The 14,896-nt window shown below is 71.3% G+C and carries 15 protein-coding genes; 7 read left to right on the top strand and 8 right to left on the bottom strand.

The features are described 5' to 3' along the window. The first annotated feature begins 43 nt into the window (after positions 1 to 43). The 3 genes from ABGB14_RS35935 to ABGB14_RS35925 all read left to right on the top strand — a co-directional run bounded on the left by ABGB14_RS35935 (position 44) and on the right by ABGB14_RS35925 (position 2,459). Positions 44 to 655 carry an HD domain-containing protein gene (locus tag ABGB14_RS35935; RefSeq protein ID WP_347648312.1) on the top strand — a complete coding sequence of 204 codons (612 nt, stop codon included), beginning with the start codon at positions 44 to 46 and terminating at the stop codon, positions 653 to 655. 120 nt (positions 656 to 775) lie between these two features. Beyond that, positions 776 to 1,597: a Rieske 2Fe-2S domain-containing protein gene (locus ABGB14_RS35930; RefSeq protein WP_347648311.1), complete on the top strand. Its 822-nt coding sequence runs from the start codon at positions 776 to 778 to the stop codon at positions 1,595 to 1,597. Between the two features lie 28 nt (positions 1,598 to 1,625). Continuing rightward, on the top strand, positions 1,626 to 2,459 hold the full coding sequence (locus ABGB14_RS35925; protein WP_347648310.1) for an NAD(P)H-binding protein: 834 nt from the start codon (positions 1,626 to 1,628) through the stop codon (positions 2,457 to 2,459). Here ABGB14_RS35925 and ABGB14_RS35920 read toward each other — a convergent pair. The 4 genes from ABGB14_RS35920 to ABGB14_RS35905 all read right to left on the bottom strand — a co-directional run bounded on the left by ABGB14_RS35920 (position 2,452) and on the right by ABGB14_RS35905 (position 5,364). Continuing rightward, positions 2,452 to 2,658: a hypothetical protein gene (locus ABGB14_RS35920; protein ID WP_246083453.1), complete on the bottom strand. Its 207-nt coding sequence runs from the start codon at positions 2,656 to 2,658 to the stop codon at positions 2,452 to 2,454. The two genes, ABGB14_RS35925 and ABGB14_RS35920, sit on opposite strands and share 8 nt — an antisense overlap. Before the next feature lie 45 nt (positions 2,659 to 2,703). Further along, positions 2,704 to 3,459, bottom strand: a complete 756-nt coding sequence (locus tag ABGB14_RS35915; protein WP_347648309.1) for a sulfite exporter TauE/SafE family protein — start codon at positions 3,457 to 3,459, stop codon at positions 2,704 to 2,706. A gap of 86 nt (positions 3,460 to 3,545) precedes the next feature. Next, the gene (locus ABGB14_RS35910) at positions 3,546 to 4,469 is read right to left on the bottom strand and encodes an SPFH domain-containing protein (protein WP_347648308.1); all 924 of its coding nucleotides are present in this window, start codon (positions 4,467 to 4,469) and stop codon (positions 3,546 to 3,548) included. Between the two features lie 106 nt (positions 4,470 to 4,575). After that, a complete protein-coding gene (locus ABGB14_RS35905) occupies positions 4,576 to 5,364 on the bottom strand; it encodes an ABC transporter ATP-binding protein (protein WP_347648307.1) in 789 nt (262 codons plus the stop codon). Between the two features lie 70 nt (positions 5,365 to 5,434). On the opposite strand from ABGB14_RS35905, the gene ABGB14_RS35900 reads away from it, so the two are divergent. Further along, entirely contained in the window at positions 5,435 to 6,154 is a 720-nt protein-coding gene (locus ABGB14_RS35900) for a hypothetical protein (protein WP_347648306.1), read from the top strand. 5 nt (positions 6,155 to 6,159) lie between these two features. Here the strand turns inward: ABGB14_RS35900 and ABGB14_RS35895 are convergent, their stop codons facing one another. Together ABGB14_RS35895 and ABGB14_RS35890 are read right to left on the bottom strand one after the other, a co-directional pair. Next, on the bottom strand, positions 6,160 to 6,783 hold the full coding sequence (locus ABGB14_RS35895; protein ID WP_347648305.1) for a response regulator transcription factor: 624 nt from the start codon (positions 6,781 to 6,783) through the stop codon (positions 6,160 to 6,162). Further along, positions 6,780 to 7,895: a GAF domain-containing sensor histidine kinase gene (locus tag ABGB14_RS35890; protein ID WP_347648304.1), complete on the bottom strand. Its 1,116-nt coding sequence runs from the start codon at positions 7,893 to 7,895 to the stop codon at positions 6,780 to 6,782. The genes ABGB14_RS35895 and ABGB14_RS35890 overlap by 4 nt, the downstream gene beginning before the upstream one ends. Before the next feature lie 94 nt (positions 7,896 to 7,989). Here ABGB14_RS35890 and ABGB14_RS35885 point away from each other — a divergent pair, with 94 nt between their 5' ends. The 3 genes from ABGB14_RS35885 to serB all read left to right on the top strand — a co-directional run bounded on the left by ABGB14_RS35885 (position 7,990) and on the right by serB (position 11,059). Continuing rightward, positions 7,990 to 8,646 carry an SDR family oxidoreductase gene (locus tag ABGB14_RS35885; protein ID WP_347648303.1) on the top strand — a complete coding sequence of 219 codons (657 nt, stop codon included), beginning with the start codon at positions 7,990 to 7,992 and terminating at the stop codon, positions 8,644 to 8,646. After that, complete coding sequence (locus tag ABGB14_RS35880; protein ID WP_347648302.1) at positions 8,643 to 9,665, top strand: S-adenosylmethionine:tRNA ribosyltransferase-isomerase; 1,023 nt, start codon at positions 8,643 to 8,645, stop codon at positions 9,663 to 9,665. Before ABGB14_RS35885 ends, ABGB14_RS35880 begins: the two co-directional genes overlap by 4 nt. A gap of 173 nt (positions 9,666 to 9,838) precedes the next feature. After that, positions 9,839 to 11,059 (top strand): phosphoserine phosphatase SerB, encoded by a 1,221-nt coding sequence (gene serB / locus ABGB14_RS35875; protein ID WP_347648301.1) that lies wholly within the window; start codon positions 9,839 to 9,841, stop codon positions 11,057 to 11,059. 1 nt (position 11,060) lies between these two features. On the opposite strand, the gene ABGB14_RS35870 is transcribed toward serB, so the two are convergent. Together ABGB14_RS35870 and ABGB14_RS35865 are read right to left on the bottom strand one after the other, a co-directional pair. Next, positions 11,061 to 11,528, bottom strand: coding sequence for a histidine phosphatase family protein (locus tag ABGB14_RS35870; protein WP_347648300.1), 468 nt, complete (start codon positions 11,526 to 11,528; stop codon positions 11,061 to 11,063). Between the two features lie 306 nt (positions 11,529 to 11,834). After that, entirely contained in the window at positions 11,835 to 14,150 is a 2,316-nt protein-coding gene (locus ABGB14_RS35865; protein WP_347648299.1) for a sodium-translocating pyrophosphatase, read from the bottom strand. Between the last annotated feature and the right edge of the window lie 746 nt (positions 14,151 to 14,896).

Genomic DNA, 14,896 nt, shown 5'->3' with positions numbered 1-14,896 from the left:
CCGGTCAGGATTTCACCATCCCGGGTGATCACCGCACAATAGGGTGTCGCGCGTGACTATCGCACCAGAAGAGGACCGCCTGAACACCCAGATCGCCTTCGCCATCGAGATCGACAAGTTGAAGCGGATCATCCGCCGCAACCATCTCATCGACGGTTCGCGACGGGAGAACACCGCAGAGCACTCCTGGTACGTGGGCACGTTGGCGATGATCCTCGGCGAGCACGCCCCACCGGGGACCGACCTCCAACGGGTGGTGGCCATGCTCCTGGTGCACGACCTGGTGGAGATCGACGCCGGTGACACCTTCCTCTACGATCCGGTGGCCGTCTCCGCCCAGGTCGAGGCCGAACGGGCCGCCGCCGACCGCATCTTCGGCCTGCTGCCCGCCGACCAGGCGGCGCGGATGCGGGAGTTGTGGGACGAGTTCGAGGCCAGGAAGACGCCGGAGGCGAAGTTCGCCAAGGCACTCGACCGCTTCGCCCCGATCCTGGCCAACCACCACACGGAGGGCGGCACGTGGCCGCTGTTCAAGGTGACGGCCGCCCAGGTCAGGGAGAAGGTGCGGATCATCGAGGAGGGCTCGCCCTCGCTCGGTTCGTACGCGCTGGAGCTGGTTGAGCTCTCCGCGGCGAGAGGTCACCTGTCCGAGTGATGCCCTCATGGCCGGGGTAGGGGACTTGTCGTGAAAGAGGAAGTGCGAGCGAAGCGTCGGCAGCTAAGGGGTTTCGCCGGGCCGGTCGCCCTCGCCGATCGGCTCGAGAAGTCGAGAGCCATGGACAAAGCCGTCATGGCGCTGGCGAAGGCCGTGCGCCGGCGCATCCCCCAGGGACGGGTACGCGACCTGCTGCACGGCGTGCCCACCGGCAAGCCGCTGCACCCGCCACTCGCCACGGTGAGCCTCGGCTGCTGGATGTCGGCCGCCGTGCTGGACCTGGCGCGCGCCGACCCCCGGGCCTCGCGCCTGCTGCTGGCCACCGGCATCGCCAACGCCCTGCCGACGGCCGCGGCGGGACTGACCGACTGGTCGTCCCTCCACCGCGAGCAGCAGCGGGTGGGTCTCGTGCACATGGCGTCGAACGTGGCCGCCCTCGGCCTGTTCTCCGCCTCGCTGCTGGCACGGATGCGCGGGCACGAGCGTCCCGGCCGGTTGTTGTCGTTCGCCGGGCTCGGCGTGGGCAGCCTCGGCGCCTACCTCGGCGGCCACCTGGCCTACCGGCAGGCGGCAGGGGCCAACCACGCCCCGCAGGTCACCCACCTGGTGCCGCTGGGCTGGCACGACCTGTGCGCGCTGAAAGACCTGCCCGACGGCCGTCCCGTGGCGCGCAGGCTCGGCTACATCCAGCTCTTCGTGCTGCGCCGGGGCGAGGCCGTGACCGTGCTCGGCGACCGCTGCCCCCATCTGGCCGGGCCGCTGCACCAGGGCAGGCTCGTCATGGAGGACGGCGAGGCGTGTGTGGTCTGCCCGTGGCACAGCAGCACGTTCCGGCTGGCCGACGGCTCGGTGAAACACGGCCCCGCGACCGCCCCCGCGCCCATGTTCGAGACGCGCGTGAGGCGCGACGGCACGCTCCAGGTGCGCCCGGGGTTGACCTGAAGTTTGCTTGAGGTCCTACGGTCGCCGCATGGGAAAGATTCTGGTGACCGGCGCGACCGGCAACGTTGGCAGGCATGTGGCGACCCGGCTCGCGAAGGCCGGGCTGGAGGTCCGGGCGCTCGCCAGGGATCCCGAACGGGCGCAACTGCCCGTCGAGACCGTACGCGGCGACCTGACCTCCCCCGAGACCCTGGAGCCCGCCCTCGACGGGGTGGAGAGCGTGTTCCTGCTCTGGCCCGGCCCTTCCACCGAGGGCGCCGCGGGCACGATCACGGCGATCGCCAAGCACGCGCGGCGCGTGGTCTACCTGTCGGCGGACGTCGAGGATCTGGCGGACGACCGGGAGCCGGCGTACTTCCACCAGGAAGTGGAGCGGCTGATCCGGCACTCGGGAGTCGGCTGGACGTTCCTGCGACCCGGCGGATTCGCGGCCAACACGCTCATGTGGGCCGACCAGATCGGGCAGGGCGTCGTGCGCTGGCCGTTCGGGCAGGCCGCCAGGTCGCTGATCCACGAGAAGGACATCGCGGCCGTGGCCGTGCACGTGCTGACCTCCGCCGGGCACAACGGCGCGAAATACGTGCTCACGGGTCCCGAGCAGCTCACCCAGGCCGAGCAGGTGCGCGTCATCGGCGAGGTGCTCGGCCGCGAGGTGCGCTGGGAGGAACTCCCTGTGGACGAGGCCCGCGAGCAGCTCCTGGCGGCCTGGGGCGACCCGTCCTTCGTGGACCTGGCGTTGCAGGGATGGGAGGCGTTCGTGACCCGCCCCGAGCGGGTCACCGACACGGTGGAGCGGCTGCTCGGGCGGCCCGCGCTGACGTTCCGCCGGTGGGCGGAGGACCGCGCGGCGGACTTCAGCTGACCTCGTCGGCGGGGTGCTCCACGAGGGCGAGGATGCGACTGGACATGAACCGGGCCGTACGCACCGGGGTGCCGGTCCTGGTGACCTCGCTGACCTCGACGAGCCCCCGCCGCGTGTTCACCTCGACCCGCCGGCCGGCGCGGGTGGCCGTGATCTCGTAGGTACGCGGTGACCCTCCCGCGTCAATGACGATCTCCACCCAATCACCCTTCATGTACAGATTCATACCCAGATAGCCGGAAATTTATCCGTACACCAGTACGATAATGGCCGCGATTCCCACGCAGACGATGACCCCGCGCAGCACGGGCGCCGGGATGCGCCGGCCCAGCCTGGCCCCCAGGAAGCCGCCGGCCATCGCGCCCAGCGCCACCCCGGCCACGGCCTGCCAGTCGACATCCGCGACCACCGTGAACAGCACCGCGGCCACGGCGTTGACCAGCAGCGCGAGCACGTTCTTTGCGGCGTTCACCCGCTGGAGGCCCTCATCGAGGAAGATGCCGATCAACCCGATCAGCAGCACCCCCTGGGCGGCTCCGAAATAGCCGCCGTAGACGCCCGAGGCCAGCACGCCCAGCCACAACGCCAGGCCGCCGTGCGGATGCGCCCTCCCCCGCCGCTCGGCCAGCCAGGCGTTGAGCCTGGGCTGCACCAGGACCAGCAGGCAGGCCAGCGCGATCAGCGCGACGACGACCACCTCGAACACGTCGGGATCGAGGAACAGCAGCAGGATGCCGCCGATCAGCGCGCCGAGCGCCGAGGCCGCGCCCAGGCGCACCAGGCGTTCGCGCTGGCCCTGCAGCTCCACGCGGTAGCCGTAGGCGGCCGTGAAGGAGCCCGGCACCAGCCCGATCGTGTTGGACACGTTGGCGGTGACGGGATCGATGCCCACCGCCACCAGCGTGGGGAACGTGATCAGCGACCCCGACCCGACGACCGCGTTGATGGCGCCCGCCATCACCCCGGCCACGCAGACCGCAGCCAGTTCCCACCCCGTCACAAACCCTCCCTGACCCGAGAAACCCGCTCGCCGGACCGCCGCCGGCCATGCCTAAGGCCGGGGCGATGGCCCTCGCAGCGGGTCGCTCACTGGGTGTCCGAGTTTTTGGGGGGTGTGAAGAGACCGCCGAGATTCTCCAGCGCCTTGCCCATCTCCGACGGCACGATCCAGATCTTATTGGCCTCGCCCTTGGCGATCTCCGGCAGGGTCTGCAGGTATTGGTAGGCGAGCAACTGCTGGTCGGGCTTTCCCTCGTGGATGGCCCTGAAGACCATGCCGATCGCGTCGGCCTGCCCCTTGGCGCGCATGGCCTGGGCCTCGGCGTCCGCCTGGGCGCGCAGCACGGCCGCCTCCGCCTCGCCGCGCGCCCGCAACACCGAGGCCTGCTTGTCGCCCTCGGCCGCGAGGATGGAGGCCTGGCGCTGCCCCTCGGCGGCCAGCACCGCGGCGCGCTTGTCGCGGTCGGCGCGCATCTGCTTCTCCATCGAGTCCTGGATGGAGGCCGGGGGGTCGATCGCCTTGAGCTCGACCCGGTTGACCCGGATGCCCCACTTGCCGGTGGCCTCGTCGAGCACGCCGCGCAGCGCGGTGTTGATGTCCTCGCGCGAGGTCAGCGTGCGCTCGAGATCCATGCCGCCGACGACGTTGCGCAGCGTCGTGACCGTGAGCTGCTCGACGCCGGTCAGGAAGTTGGCGATCTCGTAGGTGGCCGCCTTGGGGTTGGTGACCTGGAAGTAGATGACGGTGTCGATCGAGACGACCAGGTTGTCGGAGGTGATCACCGGCTGCGGCGGGAACGACACCACCTGCTCGCGCAGGTCGATCAGGTCCTTGATGCGGTCGATGAACGGCACCACCAGGTTGAGCCCCGGCGTCAGCGTGCGGTGGTAGCGGCCGAGGCGCTCGATGATGGCCGCCGTGGCCTGCGGGATGATGCGGATCGTACGGGCCACCGCGAAGCCCACCGCCGCGACCACGACAAGGGCGACGATGAGCTGCTCGATGGACATGGCGACGCTCCGAAGTCGAGGGGACCGACTCCGTAGATCTTATTTGGTTTCCGCTATCCGCAACGTCTACTCAGTGACGAGCGACTTTATCGGCATAAATGGCGATCTAGTGCGGACGTGCGTACCAGCGGCCCTCACCGCTCCGCTCCAGCGAGAGCGGCACGCCGAACGTGTGGGAGAGATTGTCGGATGTCATCACGTGCTCCAGCGGCCCCTGGGCCACCACAGAGCCGTGCCGGAGCAGCAGCCCGTGCGTGAACCCCGTGGGCACCTCCTCCACGTGGTGCGTCACCAGCACCAGCGTCGGCGAGCGGTAGTCGCCCGCCAGCAGCGCCAGACGGCGCACCAGATCCTCGCGCCCGCCCAGGTCGAGCCCGGCGGCCGGCTCGTCGAGCAGCAGCATCTCGGGGTCCGGCATGAGCGCGCGGGCGATCTGCACCCGCTTGCGCTCGCCCTCGGACAGCGTGCCGAACCTCCGCCTGATCAGATGGGCCGCGCCCATCATGTCGATCAACTCGACGGCCCTCGTGACGTCGTTGGAGTCGTACTCCTCCGTCCAGCGGCCCATGATCGCGTACGACGCGGTCAGCACGAGGTCGATGACCTTCTCCTCAGGCGGGATGCGCTCGGCCAGCGCGGCGCTCGCCAGCCCGATCCGCGGCCGCAGATCGAAGACGTCCGCCTGCCCCAACCGCTCGCCCAGCACCTCGACCAGGCCCTCACTCGGATAGAGCAACGTGGCAGCGACCTGCAGCAACGTGGTCTTACCTGCGCCATTGGGGCCGATGACCACCCAACGCTCGTCCTCGTTGACCGTCCAGTCGATGCCGCGCAGCAGGGCCGCTCCGTCGCGCCTGACGGCGACGTCCTGGAGCCGCAGCACCTGACCACCCATCCCCGATCCCTCCTTCAGGAGTCACCCACGGGGACAAACCTATTGCAGGGCGAGCGCTTATCGTGGATCGGTGCGCCCTGAATCGCCTGTCTGTCCCTCCCTGGTCGCCTGGGGCAACGCCTGGCTCGCCGGTCACGTCGGCCTCGACGAGGCGGCTGACCACGTGGAAGCCGCCGGCGGTCCCGTCGTCGCGGGCGACGTTCCGTTGCGTAAATACCTCGCAGATCTCCGCGTGGGCGGCCTGCGCGAGCTTCGGCTCGCCCTGCCGGCGCCCGGCGACCCGCTGGGCCTGTCGGGCCCGGCGCCGTTCAACTCGGCCGCGGTCGACGCCGGCCAGGCCGCGATCGCCGTGGCCGACGGCCGGAACACCGGCCTGCTGCCCCTGCCGGACCGCCGCGGATCGTCCTATGTCGGTGTGCGTCTGGAAGTGCACGACTCCGGCCCCGTACGCCATGACCTGCCCTCGCTCGCCGAGGCCGAGCGCGACCTGTCCGACGCGATGCGGTCGGCCACCGAAGCGCTGGCCTCCGTCGACGGCCCGGTTGCCGACCGTCCCGAACGGCTGGGGCAGCGCGGCGGCGAGCTTGCGCCGGGTTATCCGGCTCGCGCGCACCGCGTGGCCACGCTCGCCACGCGGCTGGCCACCGTACTGCGCCTGGCTGACGACCGCGGCCTCACGGTCGCGCAGGTCGCGGCGCGAGGAGCGGCCCTGCGCGAGCTCGACCGTGCGGTACGCCGCGCGCTCGTGGCGGCCCACCACGCGATCTTCGAGCCGATCAGGAACCAGTAGCCGGCTCAGCCGAGGCCGTGCCGCACGGCGTAGAGCGCGGCCTGGGTGCGGTCCTGCACGCCGAGCTTCATCAGCACGTTGGACACGTGGGTCTTGACCGTCTTCTCCGCCACGGCCAGGCTCCGCGCGATCTCCTTGTTGGACCGGCCGGCCGCGATGAGCGACAACACCTCCCGCTCCCGCTCGGTCAGCGGCACCGGCCCCGGCACCCCGGACGCGCCGTCGGGCGAGGCCAGCATCGCCTCCGCCGCCTCGGGGGCGAGCAGCACCTGGCCGCCGTGCACCGCGCGCACCGCCTGGACCAGCGCGGACGGATCAACGTCCTTGTAGAGGAACCCGGACGCTCCCGCGCGCATCGCGGGGCCCACGTCGGACCGGTCGCTCACCGACGTCAGCACGACGATCCTGGTCGCCGTGCCGGTCAGCCGCTCCAGCGCGCCGAGGCCGTCGAGCACGGGCATCTTCAGATCCAGCAGCAGCACGTCGGGGCAGTGCTCGCCGACCAGCTCGACGGCCTGGGCCCCGTCGCCCGCCTCGGCGACCACGGCGATGTCGTCCTGGAGATCGAGGAACGTCCGCAGCCCCTGACGCACCACCGGGTGATCGTCGGCGATCAGCACCCGGATCACGCGCCCACCTCCACGCACACCATGGTCCCCCTACCCGGGGCCGACTCGACGGTCATGACGCCGCCGACGGACTCGGCCCTGTCACGCATCGACGCCAGGCCAAGCCCGCGCGAGTCGGCCTGCTCGAAGCCTCTGCCGTCGTCTTCGACGGTCAACACCAGCTTGCCCTCCTCGTATGCCAGGCGCACCGAGACGCGGGACGCCTCGGAGTGCCTGAGCGCGTTGTGCAGCGCCTCCTGGGCCACCCTGAGCGCCGCCACCTCGACCGCCGGGTCCAGCGGCGGCAACTCGCCGCACTCGAACACCACCAGGGACGGGTGGAGCCGGTCGAGCATGCGCACGTGCTTGCGCAGCGTCTCCGACAGGCCGTGCCGGTCGAGCTCGGCCGGGCGCAGCTCGACGATCACCGCGCGCAGCTCGGTCAGGGCCTCGCCGGCCAGCCGCTGGACGCGTTCGAGCTCAGGGGCGACCTTGCCGGGGGCCTTGTCGAGCATGGCCTGCGCCGCCTGGGCGGTCAGCCTGAGCGAGAACAACTTCTGCGTGACCGCGTCGTGCAGCTCGTGGGCGACCCGGTTGCGCTCCTCCAGCATGGCCAGCTCGCGGCCGCGTTCGTAGAGGCGGGCGTTGGTCAGCGCGATCGCGGCGTGCGCCGCGAAGAGCGTGAGGAGGTCCTGGTCCTCCTGCGTGAAGCCGCCGGGGGTGCGCTTGTTGGCGAGGAAGATGATGCCCAGCACCTCGTCGCCGTCGCGGATCGGGACGCCGAGGAAGTCCTTCATGACCGGGTGCGCCTTCGGCCACCACTCGAACCGCGGGTCCTCACGCAGGTCGGGCAGCCGGGCGGACACCCCGTCGCGGAGCATCGCCCCCAGCATGCCGTGCTGCCTCGGCAGCGGCCCGATCGCGTCCCACTGCTTGTCGGTGATGCCCTCGGCGACGAACTCGGCGAACGACCCGTCGTCGTCGGGCACGCCGAGCGCGGCGTAGCGGGCGTCGAGCAGCCGCTGCGCCGAGCGGACGATGACCTGCAGCACCTCGCGGACCGACAGGTGGCGGGTGACCGCGAGCACCGCGGAGCTCACCGCCTGCAGGACTGCGTCTCGATCGGTGGCCACGTCACCTACCTTAAGGTCCTAGGACCATCGTTCCAGGGCCGGTCCGGCCCTCAGCCCGATGCCCGCCGCACGTCGCGTTCCTAACGTCGTGGGCATGACGAACACCGCACTCATCACCGGCGCGTCCCGCGGCCTCGGCCTCGCCCTGGCGAGGTCCCTGGCAGGAGCGGGATGGAACCTCGTACTCACCGCCCGCGGCGCGGACGACCTGGAACGGGTCGCCGCCGAGCTGGGCGCCACCGCCATACCCGGCGACGTGCGGGACCCGGCGCACGTCCGGCGGCTCGCCGGGGCCGCTCCCGAGCTGGATCTGCTGGTCAACAACGCCAGCGACCTGGGCGTCACCCCGTTGCCGCCGCTCGCCGACTACCCGCTGGAGGCCTTCAGGACGTTGCTGGAGACGAACGTGACCGCTCCCCTCGCCCTCATCCAGGCCACGCTGCCCGCGCTGCGGGCGGCCCAGGGCGCGGTGGTGAACGTCACCTCCGACGCCGCCACGGGCCCGTACGAGGGCTGGGGCGGCTACGGGGCCAGCAAGGCGGCGCTGGAGCAGCTGTCCAACGTGCTGGCCGCCGAGGAGCCCGAGCTGCGCGTCTGGTGGGTGGACCCGGGCGAGATGAACACCCGCATGCTGGCCGACGCCGTGGGCGCCGAGGAGGCCGGCGCGGCGGGCGACCCCGCCAAGGTCGCCGCGGCGCTGCACGACATGGTCGCCGCCCGCGCGGCCAGCGGCAAGGTGAGCCTCCAATGACCGCGTCGCTGAGCGGCGCGCTGGACTTCTCGCTGCCGCCCGGCCTGTCCGCCCACGAGCCGCCGGAGGCGAGGGGGACGGCCAGGGACGCGGTACGCCTGATGGTCTCGCGCGGCGACCTGGACCCCCTCCACCACCGCTTCTCCGACCTGCCGAAGCTGCTCGACCCCGGCGACCTGATCGTGGTGAACAACTCGGCGACCCTGCCGGCGGCGGTCCGGCTGGACCGGCTGGCCGTGCACTTCTCGACCGCGCGGGAGGACGGCACGTGGCTGGTGGAGCTGCGCCGCCGTACCTCCAAGGCGTCCGAGCCCTACGGCGGCGGCGAGCCCGGCGAGTGGCTGCCGCTGCCGGGACGGGCGACGTTGCGGCTGATCGAACGGGAGACGCCGCGCCTGTGGCGCGCCGAGCTCGACCGGGACGTGAAGCGGTACCTGCGCGGTCACGGGGTGCCGATCCGCTACTCGTACGTGGAGCGGGACTGGCCGATCGAGGACTACCAGACGGTGTTCGCGACCGTGCCGGGCAGCGCCGAGATGCCGAGCGCGGCCCGGCCGTTCACCGCCGACCTGGTGGCGGCGCTCGTGGCGCACGGGATCGGGATCGCGCCGATCACCCTGCACACGGGCGTGGCCTCGCCGGAGAAGGACGAGCCGCCCTACGCGGAGCGGTACGACGTGCCGGGGCCGACGGCGCGGCTGGTGAACCTGGCCAGGGAGAGCGGCAACCGGGTGGTGGCCGCGGGCACGACCGTCGTACGCGCTCTGGAGACGGCCGCCGGCGCGGACGGGCGCGTGGCCGCGTCGGCGGGCTGGACCCGGCACGTCGTCACGCCCGAGCTCGGCGTGCGGGCCGTCACGGGGCTGATCACCGGGTTGCACGAGCCGCGCTCCAGCCACCTGCTCATGCTGAGCGCGATCGCGGGCGAGAAGGTGCTGGCCCGCGCGTACGAGGCGGCGCTGCGGGAGCGGTATCTGTGGCACGAGTTCGGCGACACCCACCTGATCCTGCGGAGCTAGCCTGTGGCCTGCGGCCCTGCGCTGCCCTCGCCGGCGCCGACATGCCCGGCCTTTGCCGATATTTTGCCGGGCGGCGGCGGGCCGGTGGACGGCGCACTCCGATGGTCACACCCGCGTCCCAAAGCCCATCCTGCTTCGCGAGCATCCGAGCGGGCGCAGTACCGTGACTGGATGTGGACCAGCGCACCCTCCTGATCACATTGAACGGCCCTGACCGCCCGGGCGTTACTTCACGGCTTTTTTCCGTTCTGTCCGGCTTTCCGGTGACGGTTGCGGACATCGAGCAGGTCGTCATCCGAGGCCGGCTCACGCTCGGCGTGCTCGTCGCCTACGCCGGCGGCCCCTCCACCGGCACCGGCACGACACTCGGCGCCATGTGGACCGCCGTCGAGCGGGTGGCCGAAGACCTCGGCATGGAGGTGGAGCTGTCCACCGGCTCCCAGGCCAAGGAGCAGCGCCGCCGCGGCCGCCTGTCGGTCAGCGTGCTCGGCGCCACCCTGCAGCCGGCCGCCATCGCGGGCATCGCCGGCCGCATCGCCGCCGCCGGAGCCAACATCGACCGCATCGAACGCCTCGCCCAGTGGCCCGTCACGTGCATCGAGCTGTCGGTCTCCGGCGCCGACCCCACGTCGTTGCGGGTCGAGCTGGCCGCCGAAGCCGCCGCCCAGGAGGTCGACGTGGCCGTGCAGCGCACCGGCCTGTCGCGGCGGGCCAAGCGCCTGATCGTCATGGACGTCGACTCGACCCTCATCCAGGGCGAGGTCATCGAGCTGCTGGCCGCGCACGCGGGCTGCCTCGACGAGGTGGCCAGGGTCACCGAGGAGGCCATGCGCGGCGAGCTCGACTTCGCCGAGTCCCTGCGGCGGCGGGTGGCGCTGCTCGAAGGGCTGCCCGCCGAGGTGATCGACCACGTGCGCAAGGAGGTCGTGCTCACACCGGGCGCCCGCACGCTGGTCCGCACGCTCAAACGGCTCGACTACCGCTTCGCCATCGTCAGCGGCGGGTTCACGCAGATCACCGACGGCCTGGTGGAGGAGCTCGGCATCGACTACTCCGCGGCGAACGTGCTCGAAGTGATCGACGGCCGGCTGACCGGCCGCGTGGTCGGGGAGGTCGTCGACCGTCCTGGCAAGGCGCGGGCGCTGGAGAGGTTCGCCCGCGAGGCCGGCCTGCCGATCCCGCAGACGGTGGCCATCGGCGACGGCGCCAACGACCTCGACATGATCGCGGCGGCCGGGCTGGGCATCGCCTTCAACGCCAAGCCCGTCGTACGCCAGGCGGCCGACACCGCGGTCAACACCCCCTACCTCGACTCCATCCTCTACCTGCTGGGCATCTCGCGCGACGAGGTGGAGGCGGCCGACGCCGAGGACGGCGTGCTCACGGCGGGCTGAGTCAGCCCTCCTTGGGATCCCAGCGGGTGACCAGACGGCCCTCACCCGGCGCAAGCTCCGCCCACGGCGACTCGACCCCGATCGCCGCGAAGGCCCCGGGCCTGAACACGTAGTCGCCGCCCGCCAGCCCCAGCGCCAGCTCGTGCACGCCCGGGTTGTGCCCGCACAACACCACCGTGCCCAGCCCCGGATCACACCCGCGCACCAGCTCGAGCAGCTCGTCCGGGTACGCCTCGTAGATGTCGCGCTCGTAGCTGATCTCAGCGTCGGGGAAGGCGAGCTCCGCCGTGCGCCTGGTCCGCAGCGCCGGCGAGCAGAGCACCACCTCGGGGGCGAACCCGGCCGCCCTTATCTCGTCGCCCGCCCGCTCGGCGTCGCGCTCGCCCCGGTCGGTCAGCGGCCGCTCGCGGTCGAGCAGGCCGGCGATCTGGGCGGCCTTCGCGTGGCGAAGCACAATCAAGGTCCGCACCGGTCATCCATTCCTCGTCGCCCAGGTGGCCAGCCCGACGAGCACGGCCAGGACGACCAGCATCGCCAGCAGGATGAAACCCAGGGCCTTGCCTCCGCTCGGCCGCTTGTCATCGTTCACGTGCCCAGTCTCCCATCGGGATGCTCAGGTTCCTCGACTCCCCTGGAAATCCGGATCTACCCCGGACTTCCCGTGGAAGACGTTCCCCTGGGAGCTCCCTGGTGAAGCGGGCGTCGCCCCGGGCGGGACCTGGGGAAGCGGAACGCCCGCCCCCGGGAGGGAGCGGGCGTTCGCTGGTTCAGCGGGTCACGACGAGACGGTTTCCTTGTCGCGGTTGTTGTCGTTGGCCGGCTCGCTCGTCACCGACCGCCGCTTGGACACGATGATGGCCGCGACCACCACGCCCACGGCGATCACGGTGATGCCGATGCGGATCGCCGGGCTGCCCGCGTAGAGGACCACCGCCGGGGCGACCAGCAGCGCCACCAGGTTCATCACCTTGATCAGCGGGTTGATGGCCGGGCCCGCGGTGTCCTTGAACGGGTCGCCGACCGTGTCGCCGATGACCGTGGCGGCGTGGGCCTCCGAACCCTTGCCGCCGTGGTGACCGTCCTCCACCAGCTTCTTGGCGTTGTCCCAGGCCCCACCCGAGTTGGACAGGAAGACGGCCATCAGGGTGCCGCAGGCGATGGCTCCGGCCAGGAACGCGCCCAGCGGCGCATAACCGAGGGCGAACCCGACCGCGATCGGGGTCATGACCGCCAGCAGGCCGGGCGTGGCCAGCTCGCGCAGCGAGTCGCGGGTGCAGATGTCGACGACCCGGCCGTACTCCGGCTTCTCGGTGCCGTCCATGATGCCCGGCTTGTTGCGGAACTGGTCGCGCACCTCGAAGACCACGCGCATCGCGGCCCGGCCGACCGCCGAGATCGCGAGCCCCGAGAAGAGGAACACGACCGCGGCGCCGATGATCAGGCCGACGAGCACGTTGGGCTGGTCGATGCTGAGGCTGAACGAGGAGAACGTGCCGAGCGTCTCCTTGACCGCCGCGCTCGCCGCGGTCAGCTCGGTCTCGACCGCCGTGCGGAAGGCGCCGAAGAGCGCGGTCGCCGCCAGCACGGCCGTGGCGATCGCGATGCCCTTGGTGATGGCCTTGGTGGTGTTGCCGACGGCGTCCAGGCTGGTGAGCACGCGGGCGCCCTCGCCCTCGACGTCACCGGACATCTCGGCGATGCCCTGGGCGTTGTCGGAGACCGGGCCGAAGGTGTCCATCGACACGATGACGCCGACCGTGGTCAGCAGGCCGGTGCCCGCCAGGGCCACCGCGAACAGCGCGATCGTCACGTTGCCGAAGCCGAGCAGGAACGCGCCGTAGACCGCGCCGCCGATGATCAGGGCGGAGTAGACGGCCGACTCCAGGCCGACGCTGATGCCGGCCAGGATGACGGTGGCCGGGCCGGTGGCCGAGCTCTCGCCGATCTCGCGCACGGGACGCCGGTTGGTCTCGGTGAAGTAGCCGGTCAGCAGCTGGATGGCGCTCGCCAGCACCAGACCGATGAGGACCGCGCCGATGGCGATGAGCCGCGGGTCGGCGGTGGACTCGACGGCGGCGCCGGTCAGGCCGCTGAAGCTGCTGGGCAGGTACCAGAACGCGGCCGCCGTGACGAGCACCGCCGAGATGGCGGCCGAGATGAAGAAGCTGCGGTTGATCGCCGCCATGCCGTTGCGGTCGCGGTCGCGCATCCCGGTGACGAAGATGCCGATGATCGCGGTGACCACACCGATCATCGGGACGATGAGGGGGAAGACGAGCCCCTCCTCGCCGAAGGCCACGCGGCCCAGGATGAGGCTGGCGACCAGCATGACGGCGTACGACTCGAACAGGTCGGCCGCCATGCCGGCGCAGTCGCCGACGTTGTCGCCCACGTTGTCGGCGATGGTGGCGGCGTTGCGCGGGTCGTCCTCGGGGATGCCCTGCTCCACCTTGCCGACCAGGTCGGCGCCGACGTCGGCGGCCTTGGTGAAGATGCCGCCGCCGACTCGCATGAACATCGCCAGCAGCGCCGCGCCGAAGCCGAAGCCCTCAAGCACGCCGGGGGCGTTGCCCTGGTAGATGACCACGACCACGGCCGCGCCGAGCAGGCCGAGGCCCACGGTGAACATCCCGGCCACGCCCCCGGTGCGGAACGCGATGCGCATGGCGCGCTTCTCGCCGGAGTCGTTGGCCGCGGCGGCGACGCGCACGTTTCCGCGCACGGCCAGCCACATGCCGATGAACCCGGTCAGCGCGGAGAACACCGCCCCGACCACGAAGAAGATCGATCGCCCGATGCGGACGTCCATCTCTCCGGGGAGGAGGAGCAGCAGGAAGGGAATCACGACGACGAAGATCGCCAGCGTGCGGAACTGTCGGGTCAGGTAGGCCGCGGCGCCTTCTTGCACGGCGCGCGCGATGTTCTGCATGCGTTCGGTGCCCTGGCCGGCGGACAGCACTTCGCGTACCAGGCCGCCGGCGACGGCTAGCGCGATAAGTGCGACCGCGGCGACCACGATCACGATGGTGAGATTGTTTCCGCTCAGGGCCAGATTGGACGCTGGCTCCAGTGCCAGCATGTGCCTGCTCATCGTTCTCCTCGGCAAGACCGGTCGTCCTGCCCGGGCGGTGCTGCACTTTTCCTCGGCGGGTGTTGCGGCACCATCCGGGTTGTGGGTGCCGCTTCCGGTTGAATCCGCGTTCCGCCAGATCACCTTGGCCGGTGCCGGGAGTCTACGCAGGCACTCCACGGATATGAAGGCTCTGAAGGCCGCTAATTGTGCAAGCGTCCAGTAAATCCCTGCCAGCGACCCGGTTTGGGGCCTGACAGGCGAAATTTCTTCTGGTTTACGGTCATGACAAGGCCATGATACGTGCCGACCGAAACCGGGGATCTCTGAGGTGAGGACACCTCGTCCACAGGCTGTGGACGGTTGCCCGCGAAGCGCCGGAACCGCCGCCGGCGTCGGGGCTCCCGCGACTCCGGCGTCCGCCGCCCCCGGTCATCGCGTCTGCCATCGACCGTCGGAGAGCTTTTACGCAGGATTTGCCGAGAAAGTGCACTCCCGTCCTCAGCCTGCCAGCCGGCCATCGCCAGATGATGCCCGTGGAGGTCCCGCCGGGCGCTCCCCGGGGTTGGACCCAGCACCCGAGGGCCACCGCCGGCCACAAGCCGATCGCCGTCGGCATCGCGATCCCCGACAGCGTCGGGCGTCGGGCGTCGGGCGTCGGGCGTCGGGCGTCGGGCGTCGGGCGTCGGGCGTCGGGCGTCGGGCGTCGGGCGTCGGGCGTCGGGCGTCGGGCGTCGGGCGTCGGGCGTCGGGCGTCGGGCGTCGGG

It is taken from the genome of Nonomuraea sp. B10E15 (assembly GCF_039871615.1).
Classification (GTDB): domain Bacteria; phylum Actinomycetota; class Actinomycetes; order Streptosporangiales; family Streptosporangiaceae; genus Nonomuraea.
Note: the sequence above shows the minus strand (reverse complement) of the source record. Positions and strands in the feature narration are given on the sequence as shown.

Coding starts and splice junctions, on each gene's coding strand:
- ABGB14_RS35930 (WP_347648311.1), top strand. CDS start 776: ATGGACAAAGCCGTCATGGCGCTGGCGAAGGCCGTGCGCCGGCGCATC.
- ABGB14_RS35925 (WP_347648310.1), top strand. CDS start 1,626: ATGGGAAAGATTCTGGTGACCGGCGCGACCGGCAACGTTGGCAGGCAT.
- ABGB14_RS35910 (WP_347648308.1), bottom strand. CDS start 4,469: ATGTCCATCGAGCAGCTCATCGTCGCCCTTGTCGTGGTCGCGGCGGTG.
- ABGB14_RS35905 (WP_347648307.1), bottom strand. CDS start 5,364: ATGGGTGGTCAGGTGCTGCGGCTCCAGGACGTCGCCGTCAGGCGCGAC.
- ABGB14_RS35885 (WP_347648303.1), top strand. CDS start 7,990: ATGACGAACACCGCACTCATCACCGGCGCGTCCCGCGGCCTCGGCCTC.
- ABGB14_RS35880 (WP_347648302.1), top strand. CDS start 8,643: ATGACCGCGTCGCTGAGCGGCGCGCTGGACTTCTCGCTGCCGCCCGGC.
- ABGB14_RS35865 (WP_347648299.1), bottom strand. CDS start 14,150: ATGAGCAGGCACATGCTGGCACTGGAGCCAGCGTCCAATCTGGCCCTG.